Annotated in this window: 17 protein-coding genes; 12 read left to right on the plus strand and 5 right to left on the minus strand. The window is 69.8% G+C overall.

Annotated elements, in window-relative coordinates; translation table 11 throughout:
• Positions 1-12: 12 nt before the first annotated feature.
• From AXZ95_RS04835 to AXZ95_RS04885, 11 genes are all read left to right on the plus strand, one after another.
• Complete coding sequence (locus AXZ95_RS04835; protein ID WP_026307058.1) at positions 13-705, plus strand: ThuA domain-containing protein; 693 nt, start codon at positions 13-15, stop codon at positions 703-705.
• Positions 690-1,787, plus strand: a complete 1,098-nt coding sequence (locus AXZ95_RS04840) for a Gfo/Idh/MocA family oxidoreductase (protein ID WP_018189887.1) — start codon at positions 690-692, stop codon at positions 1,785-1,787. The genes AXZ95_RS04835 and AXZ95_RS04840 overlap by 16 nt, the downstream gene beginning before the upstream one ends.
• A 52-nt stretch (positions 1,788-1,839) precedes the next feature.
• Entirely contained in the window at positions 1,840-3,042 is a 1,203-nt protein-coding gene (locus tag AXZ95_RS04845; protein WP_051087289.1) for an ROK family transcriptional regulator, read from the plus strand.
• Between the two features lie 214 nt (positions 3,043-3,256).
• The gene (locus AXZ95_RS04850; protein ID WP_018189889.1) at positions 3,257-4,567 is read left to right on the plus strand and encodes an extracellular solute-binding protein; all 1,311 of its coding nucleotides are present in this window, start codon (positions 3,257-3,259) and stop codon (positions 4,565-4,567) included.
• Between the two features lie 111 nt (positions 4,568-4,678).
• Positions 4,679-5,644, plus strand: a complete 966-nt coding sequence (locus AXZ95_RS04855; RefSeq protein WP_018189890.1) for a sugar ABC transporter permease — start codon at positions 4,679-4,681, stop codon at positions 5,642-5,644.
• Complete coding sequence (locus tag AXZ95_RS04860; protein ID WP_018189891.1) at positions 5,644-6,540, plus strand: carbohydrate ABC transporter permease; 897 nt, start codon at positions 5,644-5,646, stop codon at positions 6,538-6,540. Before AXZ95_RS04855 ends, AXZ95_RS04860 begins: the two co-directional genes overlap by 1 nt.
• 16 nt (positions 6,541-6,556) lie before the next feature.
• Complete coding sequence (gene yicI, locus AXZ95_RS04865) at positions 6,557-8,803, plus strand: alpha-xylosidase (protein WP_018189892.1); 2,247 nt, start codon at positions 6,557-6,559, stop codon at positions 8,801-8,803.
• A gap of 94 nt (positions 8,804-8,897) precedes the next feature.
• A complete protein-coding gene (locus AXZ95_RS04870; RefSeq protein WP_018189893.1) occupies positions 8,898-10,076 on the plus strand; it encodes an ROK family transcriptional regulator in 1,179 nt (392 codons plus the stop codon).
• A 315-nt stretch (positions 10,077-10,391) separates the two neighbouring features.
• Positions 10,392-11,621, plus strand: a complete 1,230-nt coding sequence (locus tag AXZ95_RS04875; protein WP_018189894.1) for a multidrug effflux MFS transporter — start codon at positions 10,392-10,394, stop codon at positions 11,619-11,621.
• Positions 11,622-11,742: 121 nt separating this feature from the next.
• Positions 11,743-12,468: a phosphatase PAP2 family protein gene (locus tag AXZ95_RS04880; protein ID WP_026307060.1), complete on the plus strand. Its 726-nt coding sequence runs from the start codon at positions 11,743-11,745 to the stop codon at positions 12,466-12,468.
• A 5-nt stretch (positions 12,469-12,473) separates the two neighbouring features.
• Positions 12,474-14,375, plus strand: coding sequence for a helicase HerA-like domain-containing protein (locus AXZ95_RS04885; protein ID WP_018189896.1), 1,902 nt, complete (start codon positions 12,474-12,476; stop codon positions 14,373-14,375).
• Between the two features lie 28 nt (positions 14,376-14,403).
• Here AXZ95_RS04885 and AXZ95_RS04890 read toward each other — a convergent pair whose 3' ends face one another.
• From AXZ95_RS04890 to AXZ95_RS04910, 5 genes are all read right to left on the minus strand, one after another.
• Entirely contained in the window at positions 14,404-15,216 is an 813-nt protein-coding gene (locus AXZ95_RS04890) for an aminoglycoside phosphotransferase family protein (RefSeq protein WP_018189897.1), read from the minus strand.
• Positions 15,213-16,040: a helix-turn-helix domain-containing protein gene (locus AXZ95_RS04895; RefSeq protein ID WP_018189898.1), complete on the minus strand. Its 828-nt coding sequence runs from the start codon at positions 16,038-16,040 to the stop codon at positions 15,213-15,215. Before AXZ95_RS04895 ends, AXZ95_RS04890 begins: the two co-directional genes overlap by 4 nt.
• Before the next feature lie 63 nt (positions 16,041-16,103).
• A complete protein-coding gene (locus AXZ95_RS04900; protein ID WP_231374347.1) occupies positions 16,104-16,670 on the minus strand; it encodes a hypothetical protein in 567 nt (188 codons plus the stop codon).
• 91 nt (positions 16,671-16,761) lie between these two features.
• The gene (locus AXZ95_RS04905) at positions 16,762-17,211 is read right to left on the minus strand and encodes a DUF1801 domain-containing protein (RefSeq protein WP_018189900.1); all 450 of its coding nucleotides are present in this window, start codon (positions 17,209-17,211) and stop codon (positions 16,762-16,764) included.
• Positions 17,212-17,270: 59 nt separating this feature from the next.
• Positions 17,271-17,615: a metalloregulator ArsR/SmtB family transcription factor gene (locus AXZ95_RS04910; protein ID WP_018189901.1), complete on the minus strand. Its 345-nt coding sequence runs from the start codon at positions 17,613-17,615 to the stop codon at positions 17,271-17,273.
• A 66-nt stretch (positions 17,616-17,681) separates the two neighbouring features.
• Between AXZ95_RS04910 and AXZ95_RS04915 the strand changes: the two genes are divergently transcribed.
• Positions 17,682-18,596: an NAD-dependent epimerase/dehydratase family protein gene (locus AXZ95_RS04915; RefSeq protein WP_018189902.1), complete on the plus strand. Its 915-nt coding sequence runs from the start codon at positions 17,682-17,684 to the stop codon at positions 18,594-18,596.
• The last annotated feature ends 7 nt before the right edge of the window (positions 18,597-18,603 follow it).

An 18,603-nucleotide genomic window follows, 5' to 3' on the forward strand; every position in this document is an offset into this window, starting at 1 on the left:
CCGGAAGGAAGCATGAGCAAGCAGGCACTGATCGTCCGTGGAGGATGGGATGGGCACATGCCCGTCGAGACCACGGAGCTGTTCCTCCCCTTCCTACGCGAGAACGGCTTCGACACCCGGGTCGAGGAGGGCACGGCCGTCTACGCGGACGACGCCTTCATGGACACCGTCGACCTCGTCGTGCAGGTCAACACCATGAACACGATCGAGGAGCCTGAGTTCCGCGGCCTCCAGCGGGCCGTGCTCAACGGGACGGGGATGGCCGGCTGGCACGGCGGGATCGCCGACTCGTACCGCAACAACGCCGACTACCTGCACATGATCGGCGGACAGTTCGCCCATCACGCGGGCAAAGATCCGGCCGAGCGCGTCGGCGAGCAGTCGGACAACTACATCCCGTACACCGTGCACATCACCGACTACGGCCGGACGCATCCCATCACGCAGGGGATCGACGACTTCGACCTGGTCACCGAGCAGTACTGGGTGCTCAGCGACGAGTACAACGACGTCCTCGCCACCACCACCCAGAGCGTCCGCCCGTGGGATGCGTGGAACCGCCCCGTCACCGCTCCGGCCATCTGGACCCGGCAGTGGGGGAAGGGACGCATCTTCGTCTCGGCACCCGGCCACCGGCTGGAGATCGTCGAGAGCCAGCCCGTCCGCACCATCATCGAGAGGGGGATGCTGTGGGCGTCCCGTTGAACGTCGGCGTCATCGGCGTCGGCAACATCAGCCGGCAGTACTTCGAGCACTTCCCGCAGCTGCCGAACCTGCGTCTGACCGCCGTCGCCGACCTGGATCTGGAGCGCGCCTCCGCGGTCGCCGCCGAGCAGGGCGTGCACGGGCTCTCGGTCGACGAGCTGCTCGCGCATCCCGAGGTGGATGCGGTACTCAACCTGACCATCCCGCAGGCGCACGCCGAGATCGCCCTCCGCGCGCTCGCCGCGGGCAAGCACGTCTACGGCGAGAAGCCGCTGGCTCTCTCGACTGCGGAGGCGGCACCGGTCCTCGAGCGGGCTGCGGCGCAGGGCCTGCGGATCGGCAGCGCTCCGGACACCGTTCTGGGCACCGGCATCCAGACCGCCCTCGCGCTGCTCGACGATGGGCGGATCGGCCACCCGGTCGCTGCCGCCGTCGCCTGGAGCGCACCGGGCCACGAGCTGTGGCATCCGGCTCCGGCGTTCTACTACCAGCCGGGCGGCGGCCCGCTGTTCGACATGGGGCCGTACTACCTGACCAGCCTGGTCAGCTTCTTCGGTCCGGTCGTGCGGGTGTCGGGGGCGACCGGCCGGTCGACGCGCGAGCGCACGGTCGCGACCGGCCCGCTCGCCGGCTCGACCATCCCGGTGGATGTGGACACCCACGTGACCGCCCTCCTCGAGCATGCGTCCGGCGTCATCTCGACCGTGACCGTCTCGTTCGAGGTGTGGGCGACGCGCGCTCCGAAGTTCGAGGTCTACGGGACCGCGGGGACGATCGCCGTGCCCGACCCCAACATGTTCTCCGACCCGGTGGAGCTGGCCACGGCCGACGACCGCGAGTTCCGCGAGGTGCCGGTCGCCGCCGGCTACGCGGACGCCGGTCGCGGCTACGGCCTCGCCGACATGGCGCGTGCGATCGAGACGGACCGCCCGCACCGGGCCTCCGGCGAGCTCGCCTTCCATGTGCTCGAGATCATGGAGTCGGTGATCCGGGCCGGGGCGACCCACACGGTGGTGGAGCTCGCGTCGACCGTCGAGCGTCCGGCCCCTGTGCCGCTGGGCGCGCGTCCGGAGAGCTGGTGAGCGACCGAACCCGGTGACCGAGCGGCTGCACGCCGCGCGTTATGGTCATTCCATGTCCGCATCCGAGCTGAGCACCGTGCGCCCGTCGTCGGGCGGCGCCACGGATGCGCTGCGCCGCAGCAACCTGGCGACCGTGCTCGGTTTCGTGCACCGCGACGGAGCTCTGTCGCGCAGCGACCTGACCCGCCTGACGGGGCTGAACCGCTCGACCGTGGGCGACCTGGTGGCGGAGCTCGCGGCCCTCGATCTGGTGGAGGTGGACGAGACGCCGGGAGGCGGTCGCGCCGGTCGTCCGAGTCCGGTCGTCCGCGTCTCGGGCAGTGTCGCCGCCGTCGCGGTGAACCCCGAAGTGGATGCGGTGATCGTCGGCCTCGTCGGTCTCGGCGGCCGTGTGCTCAAGAGGGTCCGCATCGAGACCGCGTCGGCCCGGTCGGCCGCGGAGACCGTCACCCTGGCCTCCGCGGGGATCGCCGGGATGCTGGCGGGGGAGTCCGGCATCCGCATCGCCGGGATCGGCGTCGCGGTGCCCGGCCAGGTGCGGCTGTCGGACGGCATGGTCCGGGAGGCGACGCACTTCGGCTGGGTGGACGAACCGCTGGCCGGGATGCTCTCCGCCGCGACCGGCTACCGGGTGTGGGCGGCCAACGCGGCCGTCCTCGGCCTGCGGGCCGAGAGTGCGTTCGGCGCCGGGCGCGGCGTCGACGACCTCGTGTACATGATCGGCGGAGCGTCAGGGATCGGCGGCGGCGCGATCGGCGGCGGCCGTCTGCTGACGGGTGCCGCCGGATACGCGGGGGAGTTCGGGCACACGTTCGTCCGGTCGGACGGCCGGCACTGCTCCTGCGGATCGCGCGGGTGCCTGGAGGCCGAGGTCACCCAGGCGGAGCTGCTGGCATCGGTGGGCCTCGCGTCGGCGGAGGCCGCATCCCTCGCCGATCGGCTGGTCGCCACGGAGGATCCAGCGGCGCTCGCCGTCATCGAGCGCGACTACGCACTGCTGTCGATCGCGGCGCGCAATGCCGTCAACGTGTTCAACCCCTCGCTGCTCGTGCTCGGCGGCTTCCTCGCCGCCCTGTACCGGGGAGCCCGCGCGCACGGCGCACCCGACCTACTCGACGATGTCGTGCACTCGGCGAGGGAGGGCGTCACCGTGGTCGAGGCGGAGCTCGGAACCGATCAGCTGCTCATCGGCGCGGCCGAGCTGGTGCTGGCCGACCTGATCGCGGACCCCGCTCGAGCGCTCGCCGCCGCCTGAGCCTGCGGGCGCCGCCGGGCGAGAATGCGCCCGCAGCGGCCCGTATGTTGTTGCCGAAAACTAACTGTTCTACCCAGCAATTGTGCGGTTTAGCATCCAAATGCGGACTTGCTTTCGCCACCTTCGTCGCTTATGTTGTGTTCACCAACAAAATGCATCGGAGTGGCTGCGAGGCCTGCAGACGCGCGTCCACTCCACTACAAGGAGGTAACAGATGCGCAAGAGGCACCTCGCAATCGGCGCCGTTCTGGCCGCCGGTGCCCTGCTGCTCGCCGGATGCTCCGGCACGTCCGGTTCGTCGTCCGACAGCACCGACGGGAAGGGCAAGACCCTCACCCTGTGGCACTTCGAGAGCGAAGACTCGGCGATGGGCAAGGCCTGGAACGAGGCCATCAAGGAGTTCGAGTCGGAGACCGGCGCCAAGGTCAAGTTCGAGGCGAAGGCCTTCGAGCAGATCCGCTCCACCGCGTCCCAGGTCCTGAACTCGGACCAGGCCCCCGACATCCTCGAGTACAACAAGGGCAACGCGACCGCCGGCCTCCTCGCCAGCCAGGGGCTGCTCACCAACCTCGACGACGCCGTCAAGAAGTACGGCTGGGACAAGAAGCTCGCGCCCAGCCTGCAGACCACGTCGCGATACGACGACAAGGGCATCATGGGTTCCGGCTCGTGGTACGGCATCCCGAACTACGGCGAGTACGTCGAGGTCTACTACAACAAGGACATGTTCGCGAAGTACGGCATCGAGGTGCCGAAGACGCAGGACGAGTTCGTCGCCGCGCTGCAGAAGTTCAAGGACAACGGGGTCACCCCGCTCGCGGAGTCGGCGGCCGAGTACCCGCTCGGCCAGCTCTGGTACCAGCTCGCGCTGACCAAGGCCGACCGTTCGTTCGTCGACGACTACCAGCTCTACAAGGGCAAGGTGAACTGGCAGGGCAGTGAGCTCCTCTCCGCCACCAAGACGGTCGACGACTGGGTGCAGAAGGGCTACATCTCCAAGGACGCCTCCGGCCTGAAGGCCGAGGACGCCGGGACCGCGTTCATCTCGGGCAAGTACCCGATCTTCTTCTCGGGCAGCTGGTGGTACGGCCGCTTCCAGACGGAGATCAAGGACTACCAGTGGGGCACGTTCCTCTTCCCGGGCACCAAGCTCTCGCCCGGATCCGCGGGCAACATGTGGGTGATCCCCGAGAAGGCGAAGAACAAGGGTCTCGCCGAGAAGTTCATCGACATCACGATGACCCCGAAGATCCAGGCGCTCATCGGCAACAACGGCGGCGTCCCCGTCGCGGCCGACACGGCCGACATCACCGACGAGAAGTCGAAGGAGCTCATCGCGAACTTCAACACCCTCACCGGGGAGGACGGCATCGCGTACTACCCCGACTGGCCCACGCCGACCTTCTACGACCAGCTGAACGCCGGTCTGCAGGAGCTCATCAACGGCACGAAGGACCCGTCCGCGGTCAACAAGGAGCTCGGCTCCGAGTACCAGGACGGCGTCGACCAGATCGTCAACCAGTAAAACTCCCCAGCCCCCACCGTCGAGTCCGCACAAATTGCACGCGCCACGCCGTTCCAGCGTGCAAAGTTCGCGGACTCGACGGTGGGGGAGGGAACGCAAAGGAGAGAACGCATGGTCGACGTGAGCGTGCGCGCGCCGGAAGGGCGCAAGCGGAAGGCGCAGAGCGAAGCGCTGGTGCCCGGCCGAGGGCACGGCCGGTTCTGGCTGTACCTGCTGCCGGGATTCGTCCTGCTGACGGTGATCGTCCTCGTCCCGCTGGTGTGGAACGTCTACCTCAGCTTCACGAGCTACCGCGGCATCCGCCCGCCGAAGTTCATCGGGCTGAACAACTGGGTCCGCCTGATGGGCGACGACAAGTTCTGGACATCGTTCGGCAACTCCATCGCGATGATCATCGCGATGGTCGTCATCCCGACCCTCGTCGGCCTCATCCTCGCGGCCATGCTGTTCGACCTGGTCGGCAAGAAGTTCGGCGGCAAGCTCGCCAGCTTCCTGCGGGCCACCTACTACCTCCCGCAGATCCTGCCCGTCGTCATCGCGGCGATCGTGATCGGCTGGATCCTGCGGCCCGACAACGGCGCGCTCAACACCATGCTGCAGGCCGTCGGTCTGGGGCAGTTCGCCCACAACTGGCTGGGCAGCCCGGACACGGCGCTCGCCTCCATCATGGCCGTGATGGTCTGGGTGCAGATCGGCTACCCGGTCGTGATCTTCATGGCGGCGCTCCAGCGGGTCGACCCCGAGCTGTACGAGGCGGCCGAGCTCGATGGAGCCAACTGGTTCCAGCGGTTCCGCTCGATCACCGTGTCCATCATCCGGCCCGAGATCTTCGTCGTCACCCTGACCTGCACCATCGCGGCCCTCAAGGTCTTCGGCCCGGTCTACACGCTGACCCGCGGTGGGCCCGGCACGGCGACCATGGTGCCCAGCTACTACTCCTACAGCGAGTTCTTCCAGAGCCAGCAGGTGGGATACGGCGCCACCATCGCGACCGCGCTGACGGTGGTCATCATCGCCGTCTCCGTCCTCTTCATGATCGCCCAGAACCGCGCGGAGCGCAGGGAGAACCAGATCTGATGTCGACCACCATCGAGCGCCCCCGCACGGATGCGGCGACGGCGCAGCCCCGCCGGCTAAAGCGGCAGAAGCCGCGCAAGACCGTGACCGACTGGGTCATCCTCGTCGTCGCGATCCTCATCGGGATCGGCATCGCCTTCCCGTTCCTGCTGATCCTCATCAACTCGTTCAAGAGCCCGGCCGACTACAACTCGGGTGGTCCGCTGCAGCTGCCGACGTCGTTCTACACGGACGGCATCGTCAACTTCTGGAACCGCGTCAACTTCCCCGAGAAGCTGTGGAACTCCATCTTCATCTCCGGGATGGTCGCCCTGCTGTCGGTCGTGCTGTCGGTCCTCAACGCGTACGCGCTCGGCATCGGCCGGGTGAAGGCGCGCACCTGGATCATCGTGCTGTTCCTGCTGGCCAACATGCTGCCGCAGGAGGCCCTGCTCTACCCGCTGTATTTCATGTTCAAGCAGGTCGGCCTGTACGACAATCCGTGGGCGGTCATCATCATCTTCACGGTGATCCAGAGCGCGTTCGGCACGTACCTGCTGTCGAGCGTGTACGGCACCTTCCCGAAGGAGGTGCTGGAGGCCGCATCGCTCGACGGCGCCGGCCGCTGGCGCATCCTGTGGCGCGTCGTCGTCCCGATCTCGCGCCCGACCCTGAGCGTCCTGCTCATCTTCTTCTTCATCTGGACGTGGAACGAGTTCCTGATCCCGCTGACCTTCCTGGTGTCGAACGACAACCAGACGGTCCCTGTCGCGATCAGCGCCCTGCAGGGCGACCGGCTGATGGATGTGACGACCACGTCCGCCTCGGCACTGCTCGGCCTCATCCCCACGCTCGTCTTCTTCCTCATCTTCCAGCGCACCCTGACCCGCGGCATCACCGCCGGCGCGGTCAAGTAACCGGAGCAGTCACCGCATGAAGTTCACCGATGGTTTCTGGATGCTGCGCGACGGCGTCACGCCCGTCTACGCCCAGGAGGCGTACGACGTGGTCGCCGGCGACGGCAGCATCACGATCACCGCGCCCGCCAAGGTCATCGAGCGCAGGGGGGACACCCTGAACCGCCCGACGCTGACCGTCACGCTCACTTCGCCGCTGCCCGGCGTGGTCGGCGTCCGCGTCGACCACTGGCAGGGCACGCAGCCGGAGCGCGGCTTCGACCTCAACGTCGAGGAGGGGCACGCGCACGTGTCCGTCGACGACGAGGCGGGCGTGCTCACGAGCGGCGGCCTCACGGCGACGGTGAAGCGCGGGGCGCCGTGGTCGCTGACCTTCTCGGCGGGTGACCGCGTGCTCACCTCGAGCGGACACAAGTCGCTCGGCTACATGACCGTCGCCGGCGAGGGGACGTTCGTCCACGAGCAGCTGGCGCTCGGCGTCGGCGAGCTGGTCTACGGCCTGGGGGAGCGCTTCGGACCGCTGGTGAAGAACGGCCAGGTGGTCGACATCTGGAACGCCGACGGCGGCACGTCCAGCGAACAGGCGTACAAGAACGTCCCGTTCTATCTGACCAACCGCGGCTACGGCGTGCTCGTCAATCACCCCGGCCACGTCTCGTACGAGATCGGGTCGGAGTCGGTGGAGCGCGTCCAGTTCTCGGTGCCGGGCGAGAGCCTGGAGTACTACCTCGTGTACGGCCCGACTCCGAAGGAGATCCTGGAGCGGTACACCGCACTGACGGGTCGGCCGGCGTCGGTCCCTGCCTGGTCGTACGGCCTCTGGTTGTCGACCAGCTTCACCACCGACTACGACGAGGCGACCGTCACCTCCTTCATCGACGGCATGGCCGAGCGCGACCTGCCGCTGTCGGTGTTCCACTTCGACTGCTTCTGGATGCGCGAGTTCAACTGGTGCGACTTCGAGTGGGACCCGCGCACGTTCCCGGACCCGGAGGGGATGCTCGCGCGCCTGCACGACAAAGATCTCCGGGTCTGCGTGTGGCTCAATCCCTACATCGGGCAGCGCTCGCCGCTGTTCGCGGAGGCCGCCGAGGCGGGCTTCCTGGTGAAGCGTCCGAACGGCGACGTCTGGCAGTGGGACCTGTGGCAGGCCGGGATGGGCCTCGTCGACTTCACGAACCCGGATGCGACCCGCTGGTACCAGGACAAGCTGCGGGGCCTGGTCGCCCAGGGCGTCGACTGCTTCAAGACCGACTTCGGGGAGCGCATCCCACTCGAGGTGGACTACTTCGACGGCTCGTCGCCGGAGCGCATGCACAACCTCTACACGCAGCTCTACAACGAGGCCGTGTTCGAGGTGCTGCAGGAGGCGAAGGGCGTCGGCGAGGCCGTGCTGTTCGCGCGATCGGCGACCGCCGGGGGTCAGCAGCTGCCCGTCCACTGGGGCGGGGACAACACCTCCAGCTACGAGTCCATGGCCGAGACCCTGCGCGGCGGCCTCTCGCTGGCGTTCAGCGGCTTCGGCTTCTGGAGCCACGACATCGGCGGCTTCGAGGGCACCCCCGACCCGGGCGTCTTCAAACGCTGGACCGCGTTCGGGCTGCTGTCGAGCCACTCGCGCCTGCACGGCAGCGACTCGTACCGGGTGCCGTGGGCGTTCGACGAGGAGGCCGTCGAGGTCACGCGTCTGTTCACGAAGCTGAAGCTGCGGTTGATGCCGTATCTGTTCGCGGCGGGCCAGGAGGCGCACGTCGCGGGGACGCCGGTCATGCGGCCGATGCAGCTCGAGTTCCCGGGCGACCCGGCCGTCGACTACCTCGACCGCCAGTACATGCTCGGAGCCGACCTCCTGGTCGCGCCCGTCTTCTCGCCGTCCGAGGTCGAGTTCTACCTGCCCGACGGCACGTGGACCGAGTACTTCTCGGGCCGGACGGTGGAGGGCGGACGCTGGCTGCGCGAGACCCACGGCTTCGACAGCATCCCGCTGTTCGTGCGCGAAGGCACCGTCCTGCCGCTCGGCGGCCGTGACGACCGCCCGGACTACGACTACCGCACCGACCTCACGCTCGCCGTGTACCCCGGGCCGGACGGAGTGCGCACGGTGACAGTCACGACCCCCGATGGCGAGGTCGCCGAGTACACGGTGAGCCGCCGCGGTGAGGCGCTGACGGCGACCGGGCCGAGCGGGCATCCTTTCACGCTGCGGGATGCGGTCACCGGCCGCACCGCGGCCTCGGAGTCGGGGACGGCGACCCTCGGCTGAGCCGGCGCATCCAGCCCGGCGGGCCGGTGGCGTGGGCGCGCGCCTGGCGCCCACGTCACCGGAGGCCGCGCCCGACGGTACAGTTACGCGGAGTATGAACGGCAGGGCGACGGGGACGAACCTCGACACGGTGCGGCGGCACAATCTCGCGACCGTGCTCGGGCTCGTCCACCGCGAGGGTCCACTGGCTCGCTCGGCGCTCACGCAGGCGACCGGACTCAACCGCTCGACCGTCGGCGCCCTGGTCGCCGAGCTGGCGGACCTGGGCCTCGTGCAGGAGCGCGAGCCCGAACTCAGCAACCGGGTCGGGCGGCCGTCTCCCGTCGTCGCGCCGGACGGTCGCGTCGTCGCGCTGGCCATCAACCCCGAGATCGACGCGGTGACCGTCGGCGTCGTCGGTCTGGACGCGACCGTGCATCGCCGCGTGCGGTACCCGACCGGGCACATCCCGTCGGCCGCGGAGGCCGTGGCCATCGCCGCAGCGGTCGTCGACGGACTGCGCGCGGACCTCGCGAAGGCCTCGCGCGTGGTCGGGATCGGCGTGGCCGTCCCCGGGCTCGTCCGCGAGGAGGATGGCGTCGTGCGGCTCGCTCCCCACCTCGAATGGGCCGAGGAGCCGTTCGCCGCCGAACTCGCCGCGGCCACCGGGTACCCCGTGCTCGCCGCCAACGACGCGAGCCTCGGCGCCGACGCCGAGCGGCTCTTCGGCGCCGGACGCGGTGCGAGCGACCTGGTGTACCTCAACGGCGGCGCGTCGGGCATCGGCGCCGGGGTGATCGTCAGCGGTGCGCCCCTCACCGGGATCAGCGGGTACGCGGGCGAGCTCGGGCACACCCTCGTCAACTCGGCGGGCGTCCGCTGCCACTGCGGCGCCGTCGGCTGCCTCGAGACCGAGGTGAGCCAGAGCGCGCTGCTGCGCGTGCTCGGGATGGATGCGGCCGACCCCGAGGAGCTCGACCGGGCGCTCTCCGCGGCGATCGCGGCGGGCGATCCGGCCGTGACCGCGGAGGTCGACCGCCAGGTCGGGTTCCTCGCGACCGCGCTGCGCAACGCCACCAATGTCTTCGACCCGCAGCTGATCGTGCTCGGCGGCTTCCTCGGTGCGCTCCACGCGCTGGATCCCGAGCGGCTGCCACGGCTCGTCGGGGAGCAGGCGCTCGCCGCCAGCGCCGAGCGGCTCTCGATCGTCCGTGCGGGGCTGGGCTCGGACATCCTCATGATCGGTGCGGCGGAGCTGGCCTTCCGCCCGCTCCTGGCCGCGCCCGCATCCTGACCGCATTCCGCTCGCATCCTGTCGCGTCGCCTCTGTGCGCCTCCGCGGTGCTCGAGATTTGGCGCAAATCCACCTTCTGGCGCCGCGATAACCGAGATTTGGCGCAAATCCATGTCCCGGCGGCGCTCTAAGGCGAAGAGAACCCGATGTGCACGTTCACATTCGGGGGCTGTACGGTATAGGATTCCTTGTAGTCGATCAATCGAATCGATTCGAACCACCACTCCCGACAGCACCGCTTCCGCGCGGTGCTGTTGTCATTGCGTCCGACGGCGGGCGCGGCCTCATCCACCTCGACCTGCCAAGGACCCTTTCGTGACCACCGTCGTGCATCCCGGAGACTCGCTCTCCGGCCGCCAGCGCCTCGCCTACATCCTGATCCTCGGCGCGCTCACCGCACTGGGCCCGTTCACGATCGACACGTACCTGCCCGCGTTGCCGACGCTGCAGAACGACTTCAACGTCTCGACTGCGGCCATCCAGCTGACCCTCACCGCCACGACCATCGGCTTCGGCGTCGGCCAGCTGCTGGTGGGCCCGTGGTCGGACAAGATCGGCCGGCGCACGCCGCTCATGGTCGCGACCGGGGTGCACATCATCGCGTGTCTGGCGGCCGCGATCGCCCCGAACGTCGAGCTGCTCGGCGTCGCGCGTGCCCTGCAGGGCATCGGCGCCGCGGCCGGTGGTGTCGTCGCGATGGCCATGGTCCGCGACCTCTTCGGCGGGCGTCCGCTGGTCCGGATGCTGAGCCGCCTCGCCCTCGTCAACGGCCTCGCTCCGGTGCTCGCGCCCGTGCTCGGCTCCTGGCTGCTGCTCGTGATGCCGTGGCGCGGAATCTTCGTCGTGCTCGCCTGCTACGGCCTGTTCGTGGTCATCTGCGTCGCCCTGTGGATCGTGGAGACGCTCCCCAAGGCGCGGCGTCACGACGCCGGGCACTCGACGGTCGGTCAGCGGTACAAGGCCGTCCTCAGCGACCGGGTGTTCGTCGGCATCGCCATCGTCGGCGCCGCCAACTTCACCGGCCTGTTCTCGTACCTCTCGTCGAGCTCGTTCATCTTCCAGGAGATCTACCGGTTCAACGCGCAGGAGTACGGCCTGCTGTTCGCGATCAACTCGATCGGAATCATCATCGGCGTGCAGTCGGCCGCACGCCTCACCAAGTACGTCGGTCCGCAGTGGATCCTGGCGTGCTCCACCATCGTCATGTTCCTGGCATCGGTGACCATCGTGGTGCTCGACCAGTCGCACGTCGGACTGTGGGGAACGGTCATCCCGCTGTGGTTCTTCATCGCGGCGTGCGGTTTCGGGTTCCCGTGCGTCCAGGTGCTCGCGCTCAACGGCCACGGTCACGAGGCGGGCACGGCGGCCAGCCTGCTCGGTGCTCTCAACTTCGGCATCGCCGGCATCGTGTCGCCGGTCGTCGGCATCCTCGGCGTCGGCAGCGCCGCCCCGATGGGCGCCGTCATGGCCATCTGCGCGCTCGTCTCGATCGCCTCGCTGTGGATCGTCGTGCGGCCGCGCACCGTCCCGCAACTCGCGCACTAGCCGCCGAGCCCCTACCGCCCACCGTCGAGTACGCGAAAACTGCACGCGCGCGCGGCGATTCGTGTGCAGTTTTCGCGTACTCGACGGTGGGCGGACTGTGGGCGCGGGTACGTTTGGGCGCATGACAGAATCGCATCCCGCTCCGCCGCCGCCCGAGGATGCTGAAGGCCACGACGTCGTCAAGGCGGCGCGGGTCACGCGGAGGTGGCCGGTCGTGGCGGCGTCGGTGGCCGTCGTTCTCGTCGTCGGCCTCGGCCTCATCATCGCGCTCCGTCCGCGGGAGCCGTTCGCGATCGACGCCGAGTGGATGGGTGAGATCGTCGAGCATCGCTCCCCGCTCTGGCTCGGACCGGCGCTCTTCTTCAACTACGTCGGGGGCAGCATCCTCGGTTCGGTCGTGATCCCCGTCCTGATCTTTCTGCTGCTGCTCGCGTTCCGGAGGCCCTGGGGCGCCACCTTCTTCGCGATCGCCAGCGTGCTGTCGGTCGTCTGCGTGCAGCTGATCAAGCACACGGTCGGACGAGCCCGCCCGACGGAGATCCTCGTGAACGCCGACACCGGCTCATTCCCGTCCGGGCATACGGCGAATGCGGCAACGATGGTGGTCGTGCTCGGCATCCTGTTCCCGAGGGTGTGGGTGTGGATCCTCGGCGTGGTGTGGGCAGTTCTCATGGCGGTCAGTCGCACGTACCTCGGCGCGCACTGGATCAGCGACACGATCGGCGGGCTGCTGCTCGGCGCCGGGGTCGCCGTGATCGTGTGGGCGCCACTCGCACACCGCCTCGCGAGAGAGGCGGCGGAGCCGCATCCATTCTGGCTCGTACGCCGTCACGCGCCAGTAGAGTGAGCCGCATGAGCGACGCGGACGCGCTGGCGAAGGCGCAGGCGGAAGCACTGGCGGCGGCCGAGGAGGCCGAGCGGCTGCAGGCGGAGGCGGCCGAGGCCGTCCGGAGGGCGCAGGAGGCGTCGGCCGCGGCGGAGGCCCAGGCCGCATCCCTACGCGAGGCCGCTTCGACCGCGGCGGCCGCGGCGACCGCTGCAGCGGCAACGCCCGCGGCTCCCGAAGCCGGCACCCCGCCGACCACCCCGCCGCCCCCGACCTCCGGCCCGCTGGACGCCGCAGAAATCGAGACCATCCGGGCCGGCTACGCGTTCGAGGGCGATGTGCTGGAGTTCGGCGCCCTCGTCAACGGCGATCCGCTGCCGGACGTGCCGATCCGCATCCCGATCGCCATGACCAACCGTCACGGCCTCGTCGCCGGAGCGACCGGCACCGGCAAGACCAAGACGCTCCAGGTGCTCGCCGAGCAGCTCTCGGCGGCGGGCGTCCCGGTGTTCGCGGCCGACATCAAGGGCGACCTCTCCGGCATCGCGGCACCAGGCGAGCCGAACGACAAACTGCTCGAACGCACCGGAGGCATCGGCCAGGACTGGGCGCCGCACGCGGCGACGACCGAGTTCTTCTCGCTCGGCGGCGTCGGCCGCGGGGTGCCGGTCCGGGCGACGGTCGCCGGGTTCGGACCGCTGCTGCTGTCGAAGGTGCTCGGCCTCAATGCGACGCAGGAGTCGAGCCTCGGGCTGGTCTTCCACTACGCGGAGCAGGCGGGGCTGCCGCTTCTCGACCTCGCCGATCTGCGTGCCGTGCTGACGTACCTTGCGAGCGACGACGGCAAGGAGGAGCTGTCGGGGCTGGGCGGGCTGTCCGGTTCGACCGTCGGCGTCATCCTGCGCGAGCTGATCGCCTTCGCCGACCAGGGCGCCGACGCCTTCTTCGGCGAGCCGGAGATCGACACGGCCGAGTTCCTCCGCACGGCTCCCGACGGCACGGGCGTCGTGAGCCTGCTGGAGGTGCCCGGCGTCCAGGACAAGCCGGCCGTGTTCTCCACCTTCCTGATGTGGCTGCTCGCCGATCTGTTCAACGACCTCCCCGAGGTCGGCGACCTCGACAAGCCGAAGCTGGTGTTCTTCTTCGACGAGGCGCACCTGCTGTTCCGGGATGCGTCGAAGGACTTCCTGGCGGCGATCACGCAGACGGTCCGCCTCATCCGCTCGAAGGGCGTCGGCATCTTCTTCGTCACCCAGACGCCGAAGGATGTGCCCTCGGAGGTGCTCGCGCAGCTGGGCTCGCGCGTCCAGCACCAGCTGCGGGCGTTCACACCGGATGACGCCAAGGCGCTGAAGGCCACGGTGTCGACGTATCCGACCTCCGGCTACGACCTCGCCCAGGTGCTGCAGTCGCTCGGCACCGGTGAGGCCGTCATCACGGTCATGAACGAGAAGGGCGCGCCGACGCCGGTCGCCTGGACCCGCCTCCGCGCACCGCAGGGCTCCATGTCTCCGGCTCCCGAGCAGCAGGTGGATGCGACGATCGCCGCCTCCCCGCTGCAGGCGAGATACGGCACCCCGCTCGACCGCGACTCCGCCCGCGAGATGCTCGGCCGGAAGCTCGACGCCGCCGCGGCCGCCGCAGCGAAAGCGGAGGCCGAGGAGGCCGCGGCCAAGGCGGCCGCCGAGGCGCAGAAGGCGGCCGAAGCGCAGGCCAAGGCCGACGCGAAGGCGCGCGAGGCCGCCGAGCGCGCAGCGCAGAAGGAGTATGACCGCATCCTGCGCCAGACCTCGCCGCGCAGCACGACGCGGCGCACGTCATCCGGCTCGTCGAAGACCGTGCTGGAGCAGGTGCTCGGTTCGAAGGCGACCCGCGACATCCTGGGCAGCGTGGTGGAGGGCATCTTCGGCACCCGCCGACGCCGCTGAGGCGCGCGGCCGGATCGCTGCGCCCGGGTCAGAGCCCGAGGAGCGTCCGCGCCCGCTGCGCCACACCGGCCGCCGAAGTGCTCGCGGTGCCGTCCTGCTCCGCCCAGACCGTGGATAAGGCGCCCCAGGCCAGCGCCCACCGCAGCACCCTGTTCTCGCTCAGGCCGGTCTCCGCGGCGATCACCGCGACCGCGCGCTCCAGGCGACCCGGCGCGAGCGCCGTCGCGGGGTCGGGGTTGCAGAGGATGTTGGCCGCGTCGAAACCGGGGTCGCCGTGCAGCGGCTTCGGATCGATGGCCAGCCACCCGCGCGGCCCGAAGTCGAGCACGTTGCCGTGGTGCAGATCGCCGTGCAGCACGACGTCCCCGTCGGGACGCTGCAACAGCTCCTCGGCGACGACGAACAGATCGTCGCCGGCCGCATCCCCTCTTTGCAGGAGATCGCGGAACCAACGGCGGAGGTCGAAGAGGCCGTCCGGGCGCGGCCCGGTCCCCGCCGCATGCAGCCGACGGCCGGCCCGGCAGAGGATGCGCGTCGCCTCGTCGTCGCCCGCGGCGCCCGAGCGCGAGAGCTGCCCGAGGTCGCGGGCCCCGGTCGCACGCTCGAGGAGCACAGCATCCGCGTCGGCTTCGACGACGGCCGCGGCTCCCTCGCCGCTCCACCAGGCGATCACGGTTCCGCCCGCCCGTTCCTCCTCAGCGGTCGCGACCTTGAGGAAGAGGGGCTCCCCACGGTGTCGGACGAGCTGGAGAACGCTCGACGCTGTCGTGAAGGCCTCCCCGTCGGGGTCGAGCTGCCACCGCTCACGCCACGGCGCCAGCGCGGCGTCGAGGTCGGTCACTCCTGCCCCTCGGCTGCGGTGTAGGCGCCGGGCGTCGAGCCGATGACCGACTTGAACTCCCGGCTGAAATGCGCTTGGTCGGCGTAGCCCAACTCCGCGGCGAGGTCCGCGAGCGGGGGAGGGGTGCTCGATCGCAGGGCGGCGGCCGCCTCCTGCAACCGGTACCGCTGGATGAGCCACTTGGGTCCGAAACCGATGTGCCCGGCGACCAGGCGCTGCAGGTGCCGGACGCCGAGCCCGAAGCGGTCGGCGAGCTGCTCCACCCGCAGGAGGGTGCGGTCCTCCTCCACGGCCGCGACGATGCGGTCGACCAGGCGGGCGTCGTCATCCGGCGCAGGGATGCCGTCCAGCCACGCCTCGAACGTGGCGATCGCGCCCGCGTCGTCGCCGTCGGCCATGCGCTCGCGGACGGCGGCCACCATCCCCGCCGCGCCCTGCCCGATCGGCAGCCGGTCGAGCGGGATTGAGGGCGGCAGGCCGCGCAACGAGGTGCCGGCCCACCCTCGCGAGACACCGGGATGAAGGAGCACGCCGAGCGCCCATCCCGGGCCTTCCAAGGTGCGGGAGCTCATCCCGCGGTGCGCCCGGTACAGCGCGGCGGACCGCTCCTCCACAACGAGGTTCGCCGTCGGGTACTCGAGCACGTCCTGTCGAATGCTCGTCCCGTCCGGAAGCTGCCAGCGGGGGAGCCAGTAGTGCCGCACGAACGCCGCCGCCCGACCTCCTGCGGCGTGCCGCGCGATGGATACCGGGGCGGCCGGGGCGATCCGGCTGGGCGTGAGCAGACCCTTGCTGCGCGGCTCGACCTCGGTGCGCGGCGTCACGCTGTCATCCTGCCACGCCCGCTGGGTGCGGGGCGTCGACTCCGGCGGGGAGCCGTCGGCGGCTCAGCGACCGACCGGGATGCGCTCGAACCAGTAGAGCAGGCGCGGCCACGCGCGGCGCAACTGCCCGTGCGTCATGGGCTCCTCGGGCCGGGTGACGGGCACATCCAGCTCCTCCGCGATGCGCTCCATGTCGTCCGCGGACCAGAACTGACCGCGCATGCGGATGAGCAGCCGCCCCTCGGGGGACGCCACGAAGAGCTGGGGGAGGACGTCGAGGGTGCTGCGCTCGTAGACCTGCACCAGGATCACCGCGCCCGCCTCGCCGTGGCCGACGCGTACGGTCCGCCCGAAGAATCCGCGCTCGCGCACGCCGTCCGGCCCGTAGGTGATGGTCGTGTTGAGGAACGATGCGACGCCGACGACCGTCGCAGTGATCACGACGAGGTGCGCGATGAGCACGAAGACCCAGGCCCCGGACGGGATGGTCAGCCAGTAGAGGACGGCGAACACCGGTGTGGTGAGTGCCAGCACCGCGACGATGCCCCGTGTGAACAGGTGCCGGTGCGGACGGAGGACGGTCTCACGGGTCGTTGCCACATCCGTCCCCACCTCGGCTGGTTCACTCACCAGACGAGCCTCTCCCAAACCGCAAGCGCTCGGTAGCGGCATTTTGGGGGACACCCATTCGTGGGACGGGCGGCTCCCGTCGCCGCCCGGATCAGCCGGCGGCGGTGCGCACCAGCTCGCGGATGCGCTGCTCCTCCTCCGGTCCGAGGTCCAGGATGGCGAACGCCGTCGCCCACATGGGCCCGTCGTCCAGCTTCGCCGGGTCGTTGAAGCCGAGCGTGGAGTAGCGGGTCTTGAACTTCGACGCCGGCTGGAAGAAGCAGAACGTCTTGCCCCCGATGGCGTAGGCCGGCTGCCCGTACCAGAGCTTCGGCCAGACGTCCGGCACCGTCTCGGTGACGATCGAGTGGATGCGCTCGGCGAGAGATCGGTCGTGCTCCGGGAGCTCGGCGATCTTGGCGAGCAGGTCGCGGGTGTCGTCCTCGCGCGTGGTCTTGCCCTTGCGCGCGGTCTTCACCTCTTTCGACCGCTCCTTCATGGCGGCGCGCTCCTCGTCGGTGAAGGCGGGAGCCGTGGATGAGGTCTCGGTTGTCTTGGTCATAGTCCGACCGTAGAACGGGCGGGGTGCTGTGCGCTTCTCCGAAACTGCTCACCTGACCGCTATGCGGTCGCCGCGGACTTCCGCCCATCGGTCCGGGCGGTGCCCCGCTTGCGGACCTCGCGCAGCACGATCTGCTCGGGGCAGACCGTCGACAGGAAGTCGCCGACCGAGAGCGCCAGCCGTTCGCCCGCCAGCGAGTACAGGATGCGGTTCGCATCCCGTCGTTCGGTGACGAGGCCCGCCTGGCGGAGCACGCTGAGGTGCCGGGAGATGGTCGGCCCGGTCGCGTTGAAGCGGGCGGCGATCTCGCCGGCCGCGAGCTCCCCGTCTTTCAGGTCCTGCAGGATCTGCCGCCGGGTCGGGTGGGCCAGCGCGGCGAAGATGTCGCTCGCTGAGTCTGTCATGTTTGCACTATAGCACCATTGCTATATACAGTTTAGCTACATTGCTAATAAGCGAAGGAGTGAAGGATGCGAACAGCCATCACCGGAGGGACCGGCTTCATCGGCCGCCATCTCGCCGAGCGTCTCGGCGATGAGGCCGTCGTGGTCTCGCGCCGCACCGGGGTCCACATCGACGACGTGGATGCGCTCGCGGCGGCCTTCGCGGGCTGCGACACGGTCGCGCACTGCGCCGGGATCAACCGTGAGATCGGCGACCAGACGTTCCAGCGCATCCACATCGACGGCACCCGAGCCGTGATCGAGGCGGCACGGCGAGCGGGTGTGCGCCGCATCGTGATGGTCAGCTTCCTGCGGGCACGGCCCGACTGCGGTTCCGGCTACCACGAGTCGAAGTGGGCGGCGGAGGAGCTGATCCGGGCCTCAGGCATCGACCACACCATCCTGAAGCTCAGCATGGTCTACGGCCCCGGCGATCACATGGTGGATCACGTCACCCGCGCGGTCCGGACCCTCCCGGCCTTCGCGACGGTCGGGTTCCGCGAGCGGACCGTGCGCCCGGTCCCGGTCGATGACGCCGTCGACGTGCTGGTGGCGGCGCTGCAGGGCCGGGTCGCGGAGCCGACTGTCGCCGTGATGGGTGCAGAGGAGTTCACGCTCGGCGAGGCGGTGCGCCGCATCGCGCGGGTGGCCGGCCGTCGTCCGATCTTCTTCCCGGCGCCGGTCTGGACGATCCGCGCGCTGGCGCAGCTGACCGAGTGGACGATGGTGGTCCCGCTGGTGGCGAAGGCGCAGGCCCGGATGCTTGCAGAGGGCGTCGCGGAGTCCGCACCGCACGCTCCGGAGCTGCCGGCCGACCTGCGGCCGTCGCGTCCGTTCAGCGACGACAGCATCCGCGCCGCGATGCCCGAGGGTCGCTTCTCTCTCGACGACCTGCGGATCGTGCGCGCCCTCGGCCGACGGCGCCGGGCGCTCGCGCACTGAGCCGGCC

This window comes from Leifsonia sp. 115AMFTsu3.1 (assembly GCF_004362795.1).
Classification (GTDB): domain Bacteria; phylum Actinomycetota; class Actinomycetes; order Actinomycetales; family Microbacteriaceae; genus Leifsonia.

Bases quoted from the DNA above. Each gene is read 5' to 3' on its own strand.
- AXZ95_RS04835 (WP_026307058.1), top strand. From the start codon at position 13: ATGAGCAAGCAGGCACTGATCGTCCGTGGAGGATGGGATGGGCACATG.
- AXZ95_RS04845 (WP_051087289.1), top strand. From the start codon at position 1,840: ATGTCCGCATCCGAGCTGAGCACCGTGCGCCCGTCGTCGGGCGGCGCC.
- AXZ95_RS04850 (WP_018189889.1), top strand. From the start codon at position 3,257: ATGCGCAAGAGGCACCTCGCAATCGGCGCCGTTCTGGCCGCCGGTGCC.
- AXZ95_RS04855 (WP_018189890.1), top strand. From the start codon at position 4,679: ATGGTCGACGTGAGCGTGCGCGCGCCGGAAGGGCGCAAGCGGAAGGCG.
- AXZ95_RS04860 (WP_018189891.1), top strand. From the start codon at position 5,644: ATGTCGACCACCATCGAGCGCCCCCGCACGGATGCGGCGACGGCGCAG.
- yicI (WP_018189892.1), top strand. From the start codon at position 6,557: ATGAAGTTCACCGATGGTTTCTGGATGCTGCGCGACGGCGTCACGCCC.
- AXZ95_RS04870 (WP_018189893.1), top strand. From the start codon at position 8,898: ATGAACGGCAGGGCGACGGGGACGAACCTCGACACGGTGCGGCGGCAC.
- AXZ95_RS04880 (WP_026307060.1), top strand. From the start codon at position 11,743: ATGACAGAATCGCATCCCGCTCCGCCGCCGCCCGAGGATGCTGAAGGC.
- AXZ95_RS04885 (WP_018189896.1), top strand. From the start codon at position 12,474: ATGAGCGACGCGGACGCGCTGGCGAAGGCGCAGGCGGAAGCACTGGCG.
- AXZ95_RS04905 (WP_018189900.1), bottom strand. From the start codon at position 17,211: ATGACCAAGACAACCGAGACCTCATCCACGGCTCCCGCCTTCACCGAC.
- AXZ95_RS04910 (WP_018189901.1), bottom strand. From the start codon at position 17,615: ATGACAGACTCAGCGAGCGACATCTTCGCCGCGCTGGCCCACCCGACC.
- AXZ95_RS04915 (WP_018189902.1), top strand. From the start codon at position 17,682: ATGCGAACAGCCATCACCGGAGGGACCGGCTTCATCGGCCGCCATCTC.